General features: G+C 47.9%; 10 protein-coding genes and 1 riboswitch. Of the genes, 4 read left to right on the plus strand and 6 right to left on the minus strand.

Going from position 1 to position 18,339, the window contains the following annotated elements:
* Nucleotides 1-143 precede the first annotated feature (143 nt).
* Nucleotides 144-731: a restriction endonuclease gene (locus U1I11_RS06465; RefSeq protein WP_416235605.1), complete on the plus strand. Its 588-nt coding sequence runs from the start codon at nt 144-146 to the stop codon at nt 729-731.
* Nucleotides 732-871: 140 nt separating this feature from the next.
* Here the strand turns inward: U1I11_RS06465 and U1I11_RS06470 are convergent, their stop codons facing one another.
* On the minus strand, nt 872-1,876 hold the full coding sequence (locus tag U1I11_RS06470) for a DMT family transporter (RefSeq protein ID WP_322904835.1): 1,005 nt from the start codon (nt 1,874-1,876) through the stop codon (nt 872-874).
* A gap of 79 nt (nt 1,877-1,955) precedes the next feature.
* Nucleotides 1,956-2,657, minus strand: coding sequence for a response regulator transcription factor (locus tag U1I11_RS06475; protein WP_322904837.1), 702 nt, complete (start codon nt 2,655-2,657; stop codon nt 1,956-1,958).
* A gap of 544 nt (nt 2,658-3,201) precedes the next feature.
* Between U1I11_RS06475 and U1I11_RS06480 the strand changes: the two genes are divergently transcribed.
* The 3 genes from U1I11_RS06480 to sdaAA all read left to right on the plus strand — a co-directional run bounded on the left by U1I11_RS06480 (nt 3,202) and on the right by sdaAA (nt 8,029).
* Nucleotides 3,202-6,009 carry a sensor histidine kinase gene (locus U1I11_RS06480; protein ID WP_322904839.1) on the plus strand — a complete coding sequence of 936 codons (2,808 nt, stop codon included), beginning with the start codon at nt 3,202-3,204 and terminating at the stop codon, nt 6,007-6,009.
* Nucleotides 6,010-6,139: 130 nt separating this feature from the next.
* A riboswitch (glycine riboswitch) is annotated at nt 6,140-6,251 on the plus strand.
* A 203-nt stretch (nt 6,252-6,454) separates the two neighbouring features.
* Nucleotides 6,455-7,120: an L-serine ammonia-lyase, iron-sulfur-dependent subunit beta gene (gene sdaAB / locus U1I11_RS06485; RefSeq protein ID WP_322904841.1), complete on the plus strand. Its 666-nt coding sequence runs from the start codon at nt 6,455-6,457 to the stop codon at nt 7,118-7,120.
* Nucleotides 7,121-7,135: 15 nt separating this feature from the next.
* A complete protein-coding gene (gene sdaAA / locus U1I11_RS06490) occupies nt 7,136-8,029 on the plus strand; it encodes an L-serine ammonia-lyase, iron-sulfur-dependent, subunit alpha (protein ID WP_322904843.1) in 894 nt (297 codons plus the stop codon).
* 518 nt (nt 8,030-8,547) lie between these two features.
* On the opposite strand, the gene U1I11_RS06495 is transcribed toward sdaAA, so the two are convergent.
* The 4 genes from U1I11_RS06495 to U1I11_RS06510 all read right to left on the minus strand — a co-directional run bounded on the left by U1I11_RS06495 (nt 8,548) and on the right by U1I11_RS06510 (nt 17,841).
* Complete coding sequence (locus U1I11_RS06495) at nt 8,548-9,522, minus strand: ring-cleaving dioxygenase (RefSeq protein WP_322905736.1); 975 nt, start codon at nt 9,520-9,522, stop codon at nt 8,548-8,550.
* A 279-nt stretch (nt 9,523-9,801) separates the two neighbouring features.
* Nucleotides 9,802-12,501 carry a right-handed parallel beta-helix repeat-containing protein gene (locus U1I11_RS06500; protein WP_322904844.1) on the minus strand — a complete coding sequence of 900 codons (2,700 nt, stop codon included), beginning with the start codon at nt 12,499-12,501 and terminating at the stop codon, nt 9,802-9,804.
* Between the two features lie 482 nt (nt 12,502-12,983).
* Complete coding sequence (locus tag U1I11_RS06505) at nt 12,984-15,236, minus strand: right-handed parallel beta-helix repeat-containing protein (RefSeq protein WP_322904846.1); 2,253 nt, start codon at nt 15,234-15,236, stop codon at nt 12,984-12,986.
* Nucleotides 15,237-15,531: 295 nt separating this feature from the next.
* The gene (locus U1I11_RS06510) at nt 15,532-17,841 is read right to left on the minus strand and encodes a right-handed parallel beta-helix repeat-containing protein (RefSeq protein ID WP_322904848.1); all 2,310 of its coding nucleotides are present in this window, start codon (nt 17,839-17,841) and stop codon (nt 15,532-15,534) included.
* Nucleotides 17,842-18,339: the final 498 nt, after the last annotated feature.

The raw sequence follows: 18,339 nt of genomic DNA on the forward strand, positions 1-18,339 counted from the left end.
TCCCATTCCGTAGATGCCGATGCGACACGGGAGTCCATCCCCTTATTTTGTACTACAGTGGTGGCTGCCCCAACACGCCAAGTTTGCGTATACGACCTAGAAGATACGGGATAGACAGAGAGGATACAAGCAATATGGTACAAATGATGGATCGGTTACAGCAGCAGTGGGCAGTGTGGGGGATCGGTATGCTGTTCGGCTTGGTGCTAGTATGGTTATGCTTACGTGCATTCAAGCATTATCGGATACGGTTGCGGCGTGCCCGCCTCGATCCGCGCAAAATGACGATTGCGGATATCGACAGTATGGAAGGTGCGGAATTTGAACGTTATTTGCAGCGTCTATTCATCGAGCTTGGATATGGTGATGCAGAGAAGACGAAGGACAGCAGTGATTTTGGTGCCGATCTGGTGTTTACCGATCGGCTCGGTGTGCGCAATGTGTTGCAAGCGAAGCGTTATGCTGCCGGGCAAGCACTTGGACTGGACGCGGTACAAGAGGTATATGCATCGATGCGTTATTATGATGCCGAGCGTGCGATCGTACTGACGACTGCTGGGCGTTTTACAGCTTCCTGCGCTACACTGGCTGGCGTGAACGAAGTATGTTTGCTGGGCCGGGATGAACTGCTGCAAATTGTGCGTTATTTTAAATTAGGGCGTTATGATGCGGCGATGGATATGATTGAGCGTGAAGCCGCGCATTTGTTGTCGCCGTGGCAACAGGCTTGAATAGCATAGCATCATAGGAAAGACCTCATGCTTCGTCATGCAGACGGAGCAGCTGAGGTCTTTTTGTGTTGCATATGGAATACATGATATAGGCATATGATGAGCAAACGAGCCAAGATAGTACATTGTCAAAGCTTCCCCTATTTATGCCCATTTTCCGTCCTCGTCTGTACATGAGACGAAGTAGCAGTAGGAGCGGACGTATAAGGCACTTCATGCTCCTGTGCCATAATATCCGGCGGTACGAGTGTATCTTCCTTCTCATTGCCAAACCGGATAAAAATCCAGACACCGATCAAAATTAACGTACCCGCACCAAGCTGTACGCCGGTGAGCGCTTCGCCAAGCAGCCAAAAAGCGAGCAGGGATGAAAATACCGGTTCACCTAACACCGCCATCGATACAGCGCCTGCATTCATATATTTAAGCAACCAGTTGAACAAATAATGCCCAAACAACGTCGGTACGAGAGCGAGCAACCAGAATACGCCCCAATCGCGTGCCTCATAGCCGGTGAATGGAATACCATGCGCAATATTGTACAAAGCGAGCACCGTCGCCGCTATAAAAAACACCCAGAAATTGTAGACAAGCGCCTCCATATGTGTGCGCACTTGCTTGCTGATTAGCATATGCACAGCAACGGCAATCGTACCGAAAAACGATAGCATATCGCCCTGAAACGCGGTGCCAGATACGGTGAAATCGCCCCAGCCGATAGCGAGCGAACCGATGACTGCGAGCGCCATGCCGATAATCATATAACGGTTCGTACGTGTTTTGAACAGAAAATACGAGCCGATCACGACCATAATCGGTTCCAATGTCAAAATGACGGTCGAGCTGGCTACAGTCGTCAGACGCAATGAACCCATCCAGAACAGAAAATGCAGCGCCAACATTAGCCCAGACAATCCGAGCAGCAGCCAGACGCGCGGTGGAATGTTGAACAGAGCACGATAATGCCGCAATGCCAACGGCAGCAGCAACAGATCGGTAAAATATAGACGGTACATCGCGATAACAGATACGTTAGCATCTGACCAGCGAATAAAAATCGATGAAAAAGAGATCGCAATAATGCCGATCACATAGAGCACTTCCAATGGAATCCAGTGCTCGCGGGTATGGATGGTTGGTTTCATTCGTTTGCTCTCCTATGCCGCATGGCTAATCAAAATAGGAGGGTGATCAAAGTGATCACCCTGGAAGGATACAGCTCGCTTATTCAGCGATCTGTACGTATTTGTAGCCGGTTCCCCATACGGTTAAAATATGCTCTGGATTTTTCGGGTCACGCTCAATTTTTTTGCGCAAATTGGAGATGTGTACATCGATCGTACGATCCAGATAAGCGCGATCGCCACCTTTAATGCGATCCATTAGCTCGTTACGGGTAAACACTTTGCCCGGCGCATTATGCAATTCTTTCATAATCGCAAATTCGATCTGGGTCACTTCGACTTCCTGATCGTCTACAAATAAACTGTGACGATAATCATTTACCGAGATGCGATTTTGCGTCGTACTTGTAGATAGGCTATAACCGTTCATCCGATGCAGCTCACTGCGTCGCAGCAACGCCTTAATACGTGCATCCAATTCTTTTAAACTGAATGGCTTGCAAAGGAAATCGTCGGCACCGTTATCAAGCGCTTTGAGCCGTTCATTTAACATCGTATTTGCCGATATCATAAGTACAGGCACGGTGGATTGCTTGCGAATCTCGCGCACAAGCTCACTGCCGCTCAGATCGGGCAGCATCAGATCGGTCACGATAATGTCAGGGCTGTATTCGCTCAGCAGTGCCAGCGCCTCGACGGAATCGTGAATTAACTTTGTATCGTAACCTTCCTCTTTCAGGAAAAAGGCGATCATATCAGCCAGGCTTTTTTCATCTTCGATTAATAATACTTTGGTAGGCATCGCTCTCACTCTCCTGTTTGAAAATTGGGGCTTTATCGGTTAAACGTCATCATCTGACGTTGCGATATGCAATTACTGTGTCAAGTAATCTTTTTTTGCCCGGGATACGAATCTTGGGGTGTCAAAGTGCGACAGGCTCACATGCAACGCGAGAGGATAGGCTTGCGTTTGCGGCGGCGTGGATGCAGACAGGCTGCGCAAACCGTGATCGTCTGTTTATGCATATGTACATCAGACTGGTAAATGGTTCGAATGTCCCTAAAGAAAGCTGCTGATGATTCTCGGATCATGTATTTGCAGGTATAATAAAATTATCGATTATCTTAATTCCTTAGTGATTGCGAATCTATACACCTGCCAGTTAGTAAATACGCCTATATTGTACCATTGATAGGCGATATGGGGGATATGGAATATTTTTAACTTTACGATAACCGATCGTCGCAGTCGTTGAAAAAGCGCAGTAAAGCGGATTAAATATGTTATGAATGCCGGATCGTGTCGGGAATCGCTACGCTGTCCGTGAAGGAAAGGGCCGTTCGTTATGAAATACAAATTACTTCATCTGTTCAAGTCACCGTGGATAGGTACGCTTATACTAACGATCGCAGGGATCGTGCTCAATATGTTCATATTGCAGCTGTCATTTGCGCTTATGTTCATATTTGGCAGTGCTGCGCTCCTGATTATTTTGCGCTTATATGGCGTTGCTTTTGCTGTGCCTGCTATGTTGCTGATCAATTTACCGACGATTCAGTATCAATCTTATGTTCAAGCGTTCACATTGCACAGCTTTGAGATTTTGTTTATCGCGCTCGGATTTCGCTATTTCCGCGATAGTTTGCTACTGAAGCTCGATATTTGGTTCTGGATTACGATTGCGCTCCCGATTTTGTATAGTATAGATGCGTTGCTCTATTCCGGAACGATCAATCCGAAGTTACTGTGGATACTGCTGATCAATCGTTTGCTTAATGGTATCGTAAACGCATTGATTGCGTCTACAGTGGTTGGTTTTTTTCTTAAGCGCATACCGATTGGCAAATATCCAGTCTATTCGATTTCGATGCGTACCGTTATTTTTAAATATTTGCTTGCGCTTATTATGGTCAGCTCGATTTTGATTTTGTTTGTGAATGGCAAGCAACAATTTCGTGATATGATGCTCTGGGGATCGACCAATCTGGAACGTTCAGCGCGTATGTATATCGATCATTTGCAAGAGCTACGCAGTGATGACCCCCATATTTACGAACTGATGAAAGAGTACAAGCAGGATTTTTCCGTGGATTCGATTTTGCTCGGTCAAAATAATCGAGTCGTGGAATCGACGTTGCCGGCTGATCAAGTTTCACGTTTTGTAGGCGATGGCAAAGCATATAAGCAAACTTTACTGCTTCATTATGATAACATACAGGTGTATGAGCAATACCCGATTGTAAGCGAATATTTGTTGCAGCGTTGGGAAGATTCCAGCTTCGTTTTGCACAAGTCGTTAAATAACGGCAATAAGCTTATTTTGACGCTGCCGTTTTCGTATTATTTATATCCGATGTATGATTTTTATTTGGAAACGATGGCGCGCATGTTAATCATCGTTTGTATTGCCGCTATTATTGCGCAATTGATTGCACGAACGCTTGCTAAGCCGCTGCAACAACTAGTTGAGGCATCGAGCTATGTGTCTGGTCGTCTAGGCGGTACAGAGCGTATACGGTTGCCCAAAAGTTACATTATGGAAATCCGGCAGCTCATGCGCAATTTCCAAAGTATGATCGATACGCTGGAACAGCAATTTGTCCAGATCAAACACGATAAAGAGCGTTTGGAAATTCGCGTCGTTGAACGTACATTTGATCTGGCAGAAAGTCGGGCACAGAAAAACGCCATTTTACGACTGGCGGTCGACGGCATTATTTCGACAGATAGTCAGCTGCGCATTACCGAAATGAATCCGGCAGCAGAGCGGATGTTTCAATGCGACAGCCAAGACGCCTATGGATTGCCATTATCGCAACTGATTCAAATGAACAAAACATCATCAAACAGGCAAAGCAACACTGTGCTGGCGACTCGTGTCGATGGCAGCACATTTCGCGTGGAGCTAACGCGCAGTGAGATATTAAACGAAGGTAGAGCGATGCATACGTTTTTCGTGCACGATCTGACCGAGCAGGAGCAGGCACAGGAAAAGTACAGCGAACATGAACGCCAGGTGAAACAGCTCACCGATCGCTTGATGGAAGAACAGGTTGCGGTAGAGGAGCAAAAGCGGATTACTGGCAATGTGCTGCAAACGGTGCAGGAAGGCATTGTGATCGGGGACACGAATGGCAATACCGTGTTTATGAATGCAACGATGCAAGTGCTGTTCCAAGTGGACGATTATACCGGGCGTTCAGTATCCGAGTTGCTGAAGCAAATACAAGCCAAATTAGAGACGGATGCTACGTCATTGTATGAGCGGTTACAGCGTCATGTTGCCGGTGTAGAGCAGTGGGAGCAAGGCAGTATCGTTGTGAGCAAAAATGGTTCTTTGTTATCGGTGCATATGACATCGCTGGCGGATATGAACAGCCATGAAAGTCAAGGGTTTCTGCTGACTTTCCGCGATTGTACAGAAGAACGCAGGATGAAGCAGTTGCAAAATGAATTGATCGCTGTCGTATCACATGAGCTACGTACACCGTTGTCCGCCATTATGGGCTATATTGAGATGTTATCGATGTATGAGGATATTCCGGCGGACAAAAGGCGTGAGTTTATGAATACGATTCAGTTTGAAGGCAGCCGTCTGTCACGCCTGCTCGATGATTTTCTGGACAGTCAGCGTATCGATGCCGGGCGTGTTGATTATATGATGGGACGTATTCAGCTTGTTGAACTGCTGCAAGTCATCTGTTTTCAATGGGAAATTCAGCAGCGTGATCGCTTGCGACTGTCGGTGCCAGAGCATGAAATTTACATTACAGGTGATCATAATCGAATGATTCAAGTAGTTAGCAACTTAATCGGCAATGCGCTCAAATATTCTCCTTCCACCGTACCGGTCGATATTCGTCTAGTGGAGCGGCAGGGACAAGTGATGATTGAGATCGAAGATTATGGGATCGGCATTTCAGAGCAGGATCAGCCACGCATTTTCCAGAAGTTTTTCCGTTCAGGTGCAGCGGAGGCAAGGCGGATTGGCGGTACAGGTCTCGGTCTGTACATTGCACAGCAAATTATTACAGCGCATCATGGTAAGCTGACCTTTGTATCCGAGATTGGCAAAGGGTCAACGTTTACGATTCAGTTGCCAAAAGCAGACGATCCCGCTGCACCGCAAGCGCATGATACGATTCCTTTGTAGCGCCTGTTTACAAGCGGATAATGAGCGATTTGCAGCGGATGATTGACAGCATTTGGCGGCTGCATTAAGCTAGAAGTAATTGTAAATATGTGCGGGAACCGGCAATGCTCCCGCACATTATAAGCGGCGAATGAACAGAGCGGGAGAGTTTGCGGATGAATGTAATCCGCCACCGAAGGAGCAAGCTGCCGGTCGCCAAACCGTCGGTTAATCTCTCAGGTACTAGGAACCGCTTTGGGACGCAACTCTGGAGAGAGCATAACAGCCACCCAAGGGGTATGACGGGATTCATTCTTGTCCAAACTCTCAGGTAACGAGGACAGAGCATACAGGCCATGCAGGCTGTATTCTGTCCTTTTTTGGCGCGTGCATGCGGATCGCAATTGCCGGAGGACGGAACAGCAGTATCTGCTCATATGATGCAGCAGCGGAAAAGGGGAAGCGTATGCGTTTTAAAAATGTATTTAATATTATCGGTCCATCGATGGTTGGCCCATCCAGTTCACATACGGCAGGGGCGGCACGACTCGGCAGAGCGGCGCGGCAGTTGCTTGGTAAAATGCCGGAGCATGCGGACATTATATTGTACGGTTCGTTTGCCGAAACGTACTGGGGACATGGTACCGATCTGGCGCTTGTTGGCGGATTGCTTGATTACGGAACCGATGATCCGCGTTTGCCAGAAGCGGCAGAGCTTGCCGATGAACTGGGGATGACGATTCAATTTGATAAAGGATCAGGTAATTATCCGCATCCTAACTTTGTGCGCTTGCGTCTGAAATGCGGCGAACAGCAAGCCGAACTTGCCGGCGCTTCGATCGGTGGTGGCAATATTGAAATTCATGAACTGAACGGGTTTGATGTAAAAGGATCGGGGCAGTATCCGACCCTTGTTGTGGAACATATGGACAGCAAAGGCGTGCTAGCGGACATTACACGCACACTTAGCGAAGGGGAGCTAAATATCGGCTTTATGGACGTTGATCGTAAATCGCGCAGCGGTGAAGCGATGACATTGATCGAGTTAGACGGCGCACCATCACCATCGGTATTAAAGCAAATTGAAGCATTGCCACATGTAACGTGTGCGATGGTCATTAATTTGGATTAGAAGGGAGGGAAATCGATGCAATTTCGTACATTAAACGAGATCGTACAGTTGTGTGAGGAAAGGCAATGCACGATTGCCGAGCTGATGATTGTGGAGCAGGTAAAAGAAACCGGTGTTGCACGCGCAGATGTCATCGGACAGATGGCAGCTTATTATGAAGTGATGAAAGAAGCGGTGCAGCGCGGCATTCACGAAGATACGGTATCGCGTAGCGGCTTGACTGGCGGCGATGCCCGGCGTGTGTATGATTATCTGAACGGCGGTGAGACAGCGGCAGGCAGTCATTCGACACGTGCGATGTCGTATGCGCTGGCAGTGTCCGAGGTGAACGCGTCGATGGGGCGCATTATCGCTACACCTACCGCAGGCTCATGCGGTATCATTCCGGGTGTGTTTGTGAGCACACAGGAGCGTTTTGGCTGGAGCGATGAGCAGATGGTGCTCGGTTTATTTGCAGCCGGCGCGATCGGTTATGTGATCGCCAACAATTCGTCCATTTCGGGAGCGGAAGGCGGTTGTCAGGCGGAAGTTGGCTCTGCGATCGGAATGGCGGCAGGCGCGGTAGTGGAGCTGCGTGACGGTACACCACAGCAAGCGATGCATGCTGTCGGGCTTGCTTTGAAAAATACGCTCGGTCTGATCTGTGATCCGGTTGCCGGTTTGGTGGAAATTCCGTGTATCGTGCGCAATGGGCTTGGCGCAGTCAATGCGTTGGCAGCGGCAGATATGGCGTTGGCAGGCGTACGCAGTGCCATTCCATCCGACGAAGTAGTCGATGTGATGCTACAGGTGGGGCGCTCGATGCCGAGCGAACATCGTGAAACAGCACGCGGCGGTCTGGCACAAACACCGACCGGACGTAAAATTACAGAGGAGCTGCGCCGGCGTCGGGAAAAAGCAGGTCAGTGATAGCGCTTGCTAATGTGTACGTGACGACTACAAGGAGTAGCTAGCACCTTGACTGCTTTCAATAGTGGCTTTGAATCCGCTGCATGATCTTATGTATAGCCGTAATTAATATATTGAAAGTGGTCTGTGTATTAAGGCATATACGTGCTAATTAGAACATAAACGCGCGAAAAAGGGACTGTCTATGGACAGCCCCTTTTTCGTATGCATTGTAGCGTGTACATCAATAACAGATGCAGTTATGGCGGTTCGTGTGATCGTCTCGCATTTATGAACAACTTGGTTGCGCTCATGCTGATTCGCTTGATGGCTATGAATGATGCAGATCGTGTCTCAAGCCTATTTTAGCAATAGGTGTATGAGCTGGCATAGGGCGTTTATATATGCTTAGTCCATTGACTGAAATTAATCTGAGTTTTGAATCTAGCTCAAGCGCTTATTTATAAAGAATTTAGTCCACATCAAATTTAAAATTCAACTTGGTCTGCGCAGTAGAGCTGTCTTTCCAAGCGAGGCGATTAATCGTTCAGCACGAGCGGACGAAGCTTGGCTTCGATATCGGTACGGCGCGATTCCAGAAATGGGGGCAGTGATAATGTTTCGCCCAGCGAATCCATCGATTCGTCCACATCAAAGCCTGGTGTATCGGTGGACAGTTCGAACAGGATGCCGTTAGGCTCGCGGAAATACAGCGCGCGGAAGTAGTGGCGATCGACTTTGCCGGAGTTGGGAATACCGAGTCCGGTCAACCGACTTGCCCATATATCATATTCCGCTTCATTCGGCACGCGGAAGGCGACATGGTGTACACCGCCACGACCGAGCCGTGCCACTGGCAATTCCGGACGTGTTTCGATATGAACTTCAGCGCCAGCGCCGCCTTCACCGGTCGCATACACTTCGATATCGGCATGCTGCTCGCCAATGAGCGACGGATACGAACCGACATGACGAAAACCGAGCACTTCGGTCAAAATCATCACTGTCGCATCAGGCTTCGCTACGGTTAGCATAACCGGGCCAAGTCCGACAATACCGTATTCGACAGGCACATCGGAGCCATTCCAAGCTGTACCGGCAGCTACGCCTTGTTCGCCATTGTCCGCCACGAGTATAATGCGTGTGCCTTCAAAATCTTGAAACGCGAGTGTATCACGTCCAGCACGTGGCTGGATAGGTTCATGGCTCACATTCAGTTCATCAAAACGATCTGACCAATATTGCAGCGCTTCAGTACTAGCAACACGCAGCGAGGATGCGGAAATGCTTGACACCCCCGGATAACTTGGCCCAATACCAGGCAGATCAAAAAACGTCAGCTCTGACCCTGGCGAAGCGACCGCATCGCCATAAAACAGATGATAGGAAGTCGTGTCATCTTGGTTTACGCCTTTTTTTACAAGCCGCATGCCGAGCACTTTGGTGTAAAATTCGAAATTTTGCTCTGCTTTGCCCGTCATAATCGATACATGGTGAATACCTTTAAGTTCCATCATTCTCATCCTTTCGGGAATAAAGTCGATCCGTTTACATCGTCATTCAATTGGTAGTGACAGCGGTCATCTTAGCTAGAGATTATACATCATGTACGGCAGCAAGATCGTAGTGCTGCAAGTTCAGTTCATAATTGAGATAATATTTTTAAATATTAAATCTTTAATTTAAGATAATTATAACACAGTATAGGCAAATTGCAATAGCTGGATTATGAGCAAAACCCCCTTGTCTAGTTAAGCAGACAAGGGGGAGATGAAACGATAGTCTAGCTTCAATTAATGATTGGACAAACCGCGTGTTTCTGCGCGTGTGAGCACGCGGACGCGATACTTATCTTGTTGCAGACCGATCGTTGGGAACACTTTGTTCAAGTCTGGGAATTTAGCTAAAATTTGAGCATTGTCGGTGCGCAAGTCCATTTTGCTGTAATTATAAAAACTAGCGTCGCTAACATTGCCAATAAAATCATTGTTGGCTACTTGCACATCGCCAACTTTTGGCACGACTACATCCGGTGTGTTGACGAGCATATTGTCGGTCATTTTGGTGCCGTTTGGATATTCGGGATGCCAGCTTGGATCGAGAATGCTGCTCCATAGATTATGATCATAGCCATACGTATCTTGTAGCACTTTACCGTAATTTGCCCACGGATTGCTGCCCGGATTCATCTCGCGTAATTGATCAGCAAAAATGCTGTTCACACCATGACTTTTGCTGTCACCGCGCTGATCGACCTGAATCATATTGGAGTCGATTACCAAATTGTTGGTCGCAATATTGTCATGTCCGTTTAACAAAATGCCTTTGGTGGAGCCTTGAATAATATTGTAGTGGTAGTTATCGCCACTGTCGGCACCATCGGAATAAAAGCCGTTGGAGCGCTTGTTATGATGGATAAAATTGTAACGCAGCACATTCCCATACGATGCCCAATCTTGCGCGGTATAAAAGGCGCCGGTATCGCCCTCAATTAAGGAGGTGTTATGCACTTCATTGTACTCAAACGTCAAATTGTTGCTGTACACGTAACGTACCGCGTCTTTGGGCACATCATGCAGCAAATTGTGATCAAACCGAATGCCTACCGAGTCACGCACTAGAATTGGCTCCAAATGCGTAAGTTCACCCACATGGTGAATATGGTTGTTCGTGACACGGCTGTTGGCTGGTGTCAAACTTTTCCGATCACCTGAGCGGTTTATACTAATGCCAAAGCCGCCGGTTTCGTAAATATCGTTGCTTTGAAACAGATTGTTTTGACCGCCAACATCGAGTATACCGCCGTTGCCAAGATTGCGCAGCGTATTACCAGCGAGTGTAATATGGTCGGTATTTTTCAATTCAATTCCGTTGCCCATACTGCCTTCGATCGTAAAGCCAATAAACTGCACATTGGAGGCGTTGTTAAACGAAACGACTGGATTGTCGTCATCCGCGACAATAATGTTCAAAGCTTGCAACTTGCCGGGCGGATAGTAGTACAGCTTGCCATCTTTAAAATCGAGCGCCCATTCGCCAGGTTGATCGATTTCATCGAGATAATTGAGCGCTTGCCATTCCTCAGTACCGGTACCGATGCGATACGGTGCACGTATTTTGGCGATATAGCCGCTATCGTACACATCATCGCTAACAGCGGAGTCGGTGGAGCTGTATACGTCATCATTGACCGCACTATAGGCGTCTTTGGTGACCGATGAGGATAGGGTTGGTGCCATCTTTTGCTTGTTAATGGAGCTTGAACCGGGCACACTTAAACCTTGATCGGTCAATTGAATCGGCGTATTTTGCTCGGCATCGCTTTCAGGGCTGGATGGTTTCGTTTCCAACAGTGAATCGTTACCTTGTTCTTCCTTGAGCGTCATCGTTTGAGCGCTGCCGCCATCTTTGTATACGAGATATGATTTGCTGGCGGTATCGTTATCATGCAGTGTATCGTCTTCGGACGGCGGTGTCGTCTGTGCCGCTAATGAATGCGGGCTTTGCCCTGATTTGGCTGCACTCGTGCTGGAGCGATAATCTTCGACCGCTTTGCTCCATTTGGAACCCATGCCACCATCGGGAATATCTTTGAGTGTGATCACATGATGCTTCGTATCGATCGCTTGTACCGAGCTTGTGATTGGACTCCAAACGGTGCGCCAAAATCCTTTTAAATATAACGGATGACCAGATTGCAGAGACTTTTGCCAGCGTTCAGCCCGATTCGTTCCGTCCAAATCGAGCGTATCGGTCGTATTGCCATTTTCCGGAATACCGCCTTCGCCATAATAAAACGACTTGGCATCAGCGGAACCGTTAGCCGTTGTCCAGCCTTTGCGATGTTTGTTGACCGATTCGTCAGCATTTGGCCATTGTGAAATCGGCTGGCGCACACCGTCTGCGATCAAATCGATAATGCCCCATTGCTCGGTAAACGATGTACCGCCGGAAAAATGATGAATATGCTTCATACCGAGCTTTTTCACATCCAGCTCAACTAAATCGTCCGCATACACATTCGGATGCACACGTGCTGCTGCCGCTTGGCTAAGCGGCTGCCAGTCTGACGTATTAATATGCACGCCATTTGTTAATGTAACTTGTCCTCCTGCATACGTACGATAAATGATCGGCTTAGCTGCCGTGCCGGAATCTTGCTCGGTCAGCTCAAAGTTAGATAGTTCGTATTCGCCGCCTTTGACCCAGACGGTCACACCGTCTGCTGGCAGATCGCCATGCAGCGCACGGATCGTATCACGTGCAGCAGTTAATGTGGCGAACGGCTTGCTCTGGCTACCATCGCCACTACTGTCGCTGCCGGCTGGATCGACATACAGATTCAACCCGGTCTTGACGGTCGCGCCGCTGTCTAGCGTAACTACTTCACGATGGTTCACCTGATCGGCAGCGACGTACGGTGCTGGATAGACGAATGTACTGCCAAGCGCGACGATTGCAGTCAACGATATCATTTGTTGCAGCTTGTTCATGCGTATGATTTCCCTCCGTTTCTCTGTACATGCAATGTGTCAGACGATAGCCTATCCTATTGCAAGATTATGCCTGATGATCGCGAAACGTAAACTCACCTCCTTGATCGAGTTATTTGGCAAGTCGCCTACGAACGGCTACAACGATGTGCAAACAGTGCTCAGCGCGGAAAGCTGCACGCTGCAAGCTTGGCTAGGTAGGAGTGGAACGATCCGGCAATTTGCCATTTTGATGTATAGGCTATCATAAAATATTTAATCAATTTTAGCAAAAATAAACTTAATTAAATAATATTTGTAAATTTTATTTCACAATGTTAACTAAATGGTTGCTATTTTGTAACTATTTCAGCATAGCTTGCAAAAGTTTGTCAAGTTTAGGTGAAAAAAGGGCTAGCTCGCTGCTGCCAAAGCTATACTTTGCTGTGTGCGCCAGCTAGCCCTTTTTTGCCAAATTGCCGATTTGCATCGTCTATCAGACCTTAATGGCTAGTATGATTTGTAAGTGCGTCGTATTCGTTACGTTTGAGCGGTTGTACCCGATAACGATCGCTGTACAGTCCAATTTCGGTAATGACGCGATTGAGCGATGGAAACTTTTTCAAAATAACGCTATTGTTCGTGCGCAGATCAAGATTGCTGTAATTGTAAAAGCCAGCTGCCTGAATCGTTTTGATCGTTACGTTGCCGGTCGCAGTTGCATCGCCTTTTTTCGGTAGGCGAACGGTGATGCTGCCGACGATGACATTGTTGTTCAGTTTGCTGCCGTTCGGGTATTGTGGCTGCCAGGCAGCGTTCAGCACGTGACTCCATAAATTGCCGCTCAGCCCGTATTGCTTGGCAAGCTGCTCGCCATACGTTTTCCATGCGCCTGACATCGGTTTTAAGCTGCGCAGCCGGTTGGCGTATTCGCTGTTTAAACCGTAGTTGAGCGTGCTGGAACGATCGTTAATTTCCATCGTGCCGGTGTTAATGAGCAGATTGCCAGTCGCCACATTATGATGTCCATTTTCGATAATAAAAGCGCGCTTAGTGTCCTGAACAATATTGTTTTGATACGTATTGCCGCTGCTGCCGCCGTCCGCATAAAAGCCGTTGGAACGACGGTTATGGTGAATTAGATTATAACGCAGTACATTGCCATACGACGACCAATCTTGTGCGGTATAAAAGGCGCCGGTATCGCCTTCTACTAGCCCGGTATTGTGCACCTCATTGTATTCAAACAACAGCTTGTTGCTAAACGTGTACCGTACCGCATCTTTGGGCACATCATGCAGCAAATTGTGATCCATGCGCATGCCGACCGAATCGCGAATAATGAGCGGTTCAAGATGGACGAGTATGCCGGTATTGTAAATATGATTGTTCGTAATGCGCGTATTGGCGGAGATCAGCTTTGCCCGGCTGCCCGCATTGCTGACACTGATACCAAAACTGCCAGTATCGTAAATATCGTTGCTTTGTATCATATTGTGTGAGCCGCCGATATCGGTAATGCCGCCATTGCTCATATTGCGTATCGTTAGCCCGGCAATGGTCATATGATTCGTATTTTGCATCGTCATGCCGTTGCCCATCCCATTTTTCAGTTCCAAACCGATCAGCTTCATATACGAAGTTCCATTGATGCGTATGATCGGGTCGGTATTGTCAGCGATCACGGTCTGGGATTGGTTTAGCGGGTGTGCTGGATAGTAATATAGCTTGCCATCTTTGAAATCGAGCGCCCATTCGCCAGGTTGATCGATCTCCTCCAGCAGATTGAGCAATCTCCATTCCTCGCTGCCATCGCCGATCCGATACGGATTATGATCGGTCGCATGATCAGCCATTGCGCTAAATTTGGAGCCGATCCCACCGTTAGGCGTTTTGGACAGTTGGATCGAGCGGGAGGACGCTTCAATGCGCTGCAACCGGATCGTGACCGGACTCCAAACGGTGCGCCAAAACCCTTGCAAATAAACGTCATGCCCCGACTTGATCGCTTGCTCCCAACGCTGCATACGCCCTTCGATGCCAGCGTCTTTATTTTGCGCCGGATCATAAAAGAAGGAGCGTGCATTCAAGATACCCGCTGCAACCGCCCAGCCTGGACGCGTACCTGCACTGGCATCGTCACGATTCGGCCATTGTGAAATCGGCTGCATCGTATCATCGACAATCAATTGCAAAATGCCCCATTGCTCGGTAAACGAATCGCCACCAGCAAAGCCGTTAATATGGTGAAAGCCCAGCTTGCGCACGTCCAGCTCAACGAGTTGATCCGGTTGGATCGCAGGATTGACGCGGCTGCGTGCTGCGGCATCAAGCGGCTGCCAGTCCGCCGGATTGACCGTTTTGCCATTGGTTAGACTAACCTTTTCCCCGGAAAAGGAGCGGTAAATGATCGGGGCGGTCGCGGTGCCGGAATCGGCTGCTGACCATTCCAAAGTAGAGGACAGCGTATATTCACCACCTTTGATCCAAACGGTAATGCCGCCTTGTGGCAGCGGACGCTGCAATTCGCGAATATGATCGCGCGCCGCTGCAATCGTCGTAAACGGATGAGTTTGGCTGCCATTTTGCCCGTTGGCAGCGGCAGTGCCGTCCACATATAGATTGAGCGGCGTTTGTGGATCAGGCCCGCTATCCAGCGCGCCGAGTCGACTGTCCGACCATCCAGATTGCCAAAACGGAAACGTCAGCAGCATCATCAGACCGACTGCCAGCAAAATATAGCGAATAGTTTTCACCTTTAATGCCTGACCTCCCTCGATCGTTATGTATATTCAATATAGAAACAGTATAAAAAGGTGCGAGTGGAAGTGTCAATTTTCTGGAAAAGAAAAGGAAAAGAATGGGGAATATAAAAACAGCACGATGCGGCTAGTTATGCCTGCATCGTGCTGTAATCGTGCGGTAGCAGAAAGTGAATTGCCTATGAAAAGGCAAATAATTGCTGTATACAAAGACAGTGCAGATGCTCTCCGCTGTCATACGAGCAGGAGCGCTGAATGGCAATGCAATCGCTGTTCATCAGCCATTAGTTTAGTGGTTGCTTAGCCCGCCTGTTTCGGCGCGTGTCACGACACGAATCCGATAAGCATCCTGTTGCAAACCGATTTGTGGGAAAATGCTGTTCAAATTCGGGAATTTGGCGAGAATGTCGGCATTGTTCGTACGCATGTCCATTTTGTTGTAATTGTAAAAGCTTGCGGCAGCTATCGTATCAAGCACGGTGTTATCGCTGACGCTGTAGTTGCCGTATTTCGGTTTGATAATGGTGCCGACTTGAACGAGTGCATTGTTCGTAATCGCAGAGCCGTTAGAATATTCGGGGCGCCAGTTTGGATCAAGCACATCAGACCATAATTTGTCGGTATAACCGTATTTGGCGGTTAGTTTGGCTGCATAATCGAGCCATACACCGGAAGTCGGATTTTTGGAGCGTAATGTGTCGGCGAATGTACTATCTGCGCCATAGCTTTTCGAAACGGAAGCCGATTGATCTTTGGTATCACTGCGATTTTCGATCCGTACGCTGTTGGAGGCAACGACGACATTGTTTTTGGCGATATTATGGTGTCCGTTCAGCTGTAACGCACGATCGGAACCTTGAATAATATTGTTGTAGTAGTTGTCGCCCGCATCACTGCCATCCGCATAAAAGCCATTGGCACGGCGGTTATGATGAATAAAGTTGTAGCGCAGATCATTGCCGTATGAAGACCAATCTTGTGCGGTATAAAAAGCACCTGTATCCGTTTCTTCCAATGCGGTATTGTGAATTTCGTTAAATTCAAATGTTAAATTGTTGTTGCGCTCATACCGAATCGCATCGCGTGGGACGTCATGAATCAAGTTATGATCGACCCAGATGCCGACCGAATCGCGAATGACGATGCCGGCGAGATGGGCATGTTCACCGATATGATGAATATGATTGTTCGTAATGCGTGTATCAGCACCGGTCAGCGTCGCCCGATCGCCTTCCATCCCGACGCTAATGCCAAAACTACCGGTATCGTAAATGTCATTGCTTTTGATCACATTGGAGTAACCGCCAGTGTCGATAATGCCGCCATTGCCGACATTAAGCACCGTATTACCAGCGATCGTAATATGGTGGCTATTTTGCATATCGATGCCATTGCCCATACTATCTTCCACATTAAAGCCGAAAAATGAAACATACGCGGCATTGGTCAGCTTGACGACAGCGCTTGTTTTGTCGGCAATTTCGACATCTTTGTCTGTCATGCTGGTGCCGTTTTTAGGATAGTAATAAATTTTGCCGTCTTTAAAATCAAGTGCCCATTCGCCTGGCTGGTCGATTTCGTCCAGCAGATTCATAGCGCGCCATTCTTCTTTACCACTACCGACGCGGTAAACAGGATTGGAGCCGAGCACCTGTTTGCTAAATTTATCGCCCATGCCACCGGAAGGCATGTCCAGCAATGTAATGCTGTTATCGCCGGTGTTAATGCTTTGCACTTTGCTCATGACCGGTGCCCATGCGGTTCTCCAAAAGCCTTGCAAATACAAATCATGCCCGGCAGCGATACTTTTTTGCCAGCGTTGGGCACGGTTCGTGCTATCGGCGTTCAGCGCATCGGCAGTATCGCCATCTGTTGGCGTGCCGCCATTGCCGTAATAAAAGGAGCTGGCATCAGCCGAACCGTTGGCGGTCGTCCAGCCAGCGCGATTGTTGCCTGCTGTTTCGTCTGGATTCGGCCATTGGGATATAGGTTGACGTTCATGATCGACGATCAGATCGACAATGCCCCATTTATCGGAAAACGAGGTGCCGCCTGGATAGCCGTTAATATTGCTCAAACCGAGTGCTTGTGCATCCAGCTCCACTAGATTGGAGGCACTAATTTTGGGATTAACGCGTTTTTGCGCATCCGCATTTAGCGGCTTCCACATCGAAGCGTCTACACTTACACCGTTGGACAAAATAACTTTTTCGCCTGGAAACGTACGGTAGACGATCGTTTTGCCAGGTGCGCCGGAATCGGCAGCATTTAGCTCGAATGTGTACGGAAACTTATACGTACCACTTTTTACCCAAACGGTAATTCCGCCTGTTGGAAGGGCGCCGTTTTTGGCACGGATTGCATCGCGCACTTGGGTCATCGTTTTGTAAGGTGCATCTTTGGAACCGTCGCCCGCTGTTGCGACCGAGCCATCTACATACAAGTTCAGACCGGTATTGGTCGTTGTACCGCTGCTAAGTGTTGTAACGACACTGCCATCGGCAAGCTTGTCGGCTTGTGCGGCAGTAGGTAAAAAGCTGCCTCCGGTTACAAGCAAGCTTGCCACGGCGAGCGCCATGACTGATTTTTTTGCGAACATTAGTATACTCCCTTTCTGATGGTCATTTCGTTGTTGTTATATTGGTTAGTTTGAGGCATATCTCCATTTATGAGTGCAATGAGTAGTCTTAACGCGCTAGTTATTTTGTCGGATAAATTGATCTAATTATTAATATTTATAGATAAAAATGGTTAATTAAAAACAAAATACGACGATTTTCGCACGATTTTATTCATCAAAGCTCGATAAGGTCGGGATTGATGAAGTCGTACAATAGTTAAAAAGAAGTAGAAAGTAGGCGATGCAGGAATGAGTATCGGAATAAGCGATCGAAATAGATGCGGGAATGAGTACCGAGATAAGAGATGAAAGTGGATGTGAAAATAGTAGCGAGAGCAGCAGGTGATTCGCTGCACCTATTGCAAAAAATAAGCGCTGCCCGTCTTTGAACGACTACGGGCAGCAGAATGAGGAAAATAACCGTTAATAACAATGATGCGGAGTGAGCAGTAGCAAGCTGCTAATGGATAGCGGCTT

It is taken from the genome of Paenibacillus campi (assembly GCF_034659835.1).
Taxonomy (GTDB): Bacteria; Bacillota; Bacilli; order Paenibacillales; family Paenibacillaceae; genus Saccharibacillus; species Saccharibacillus campi.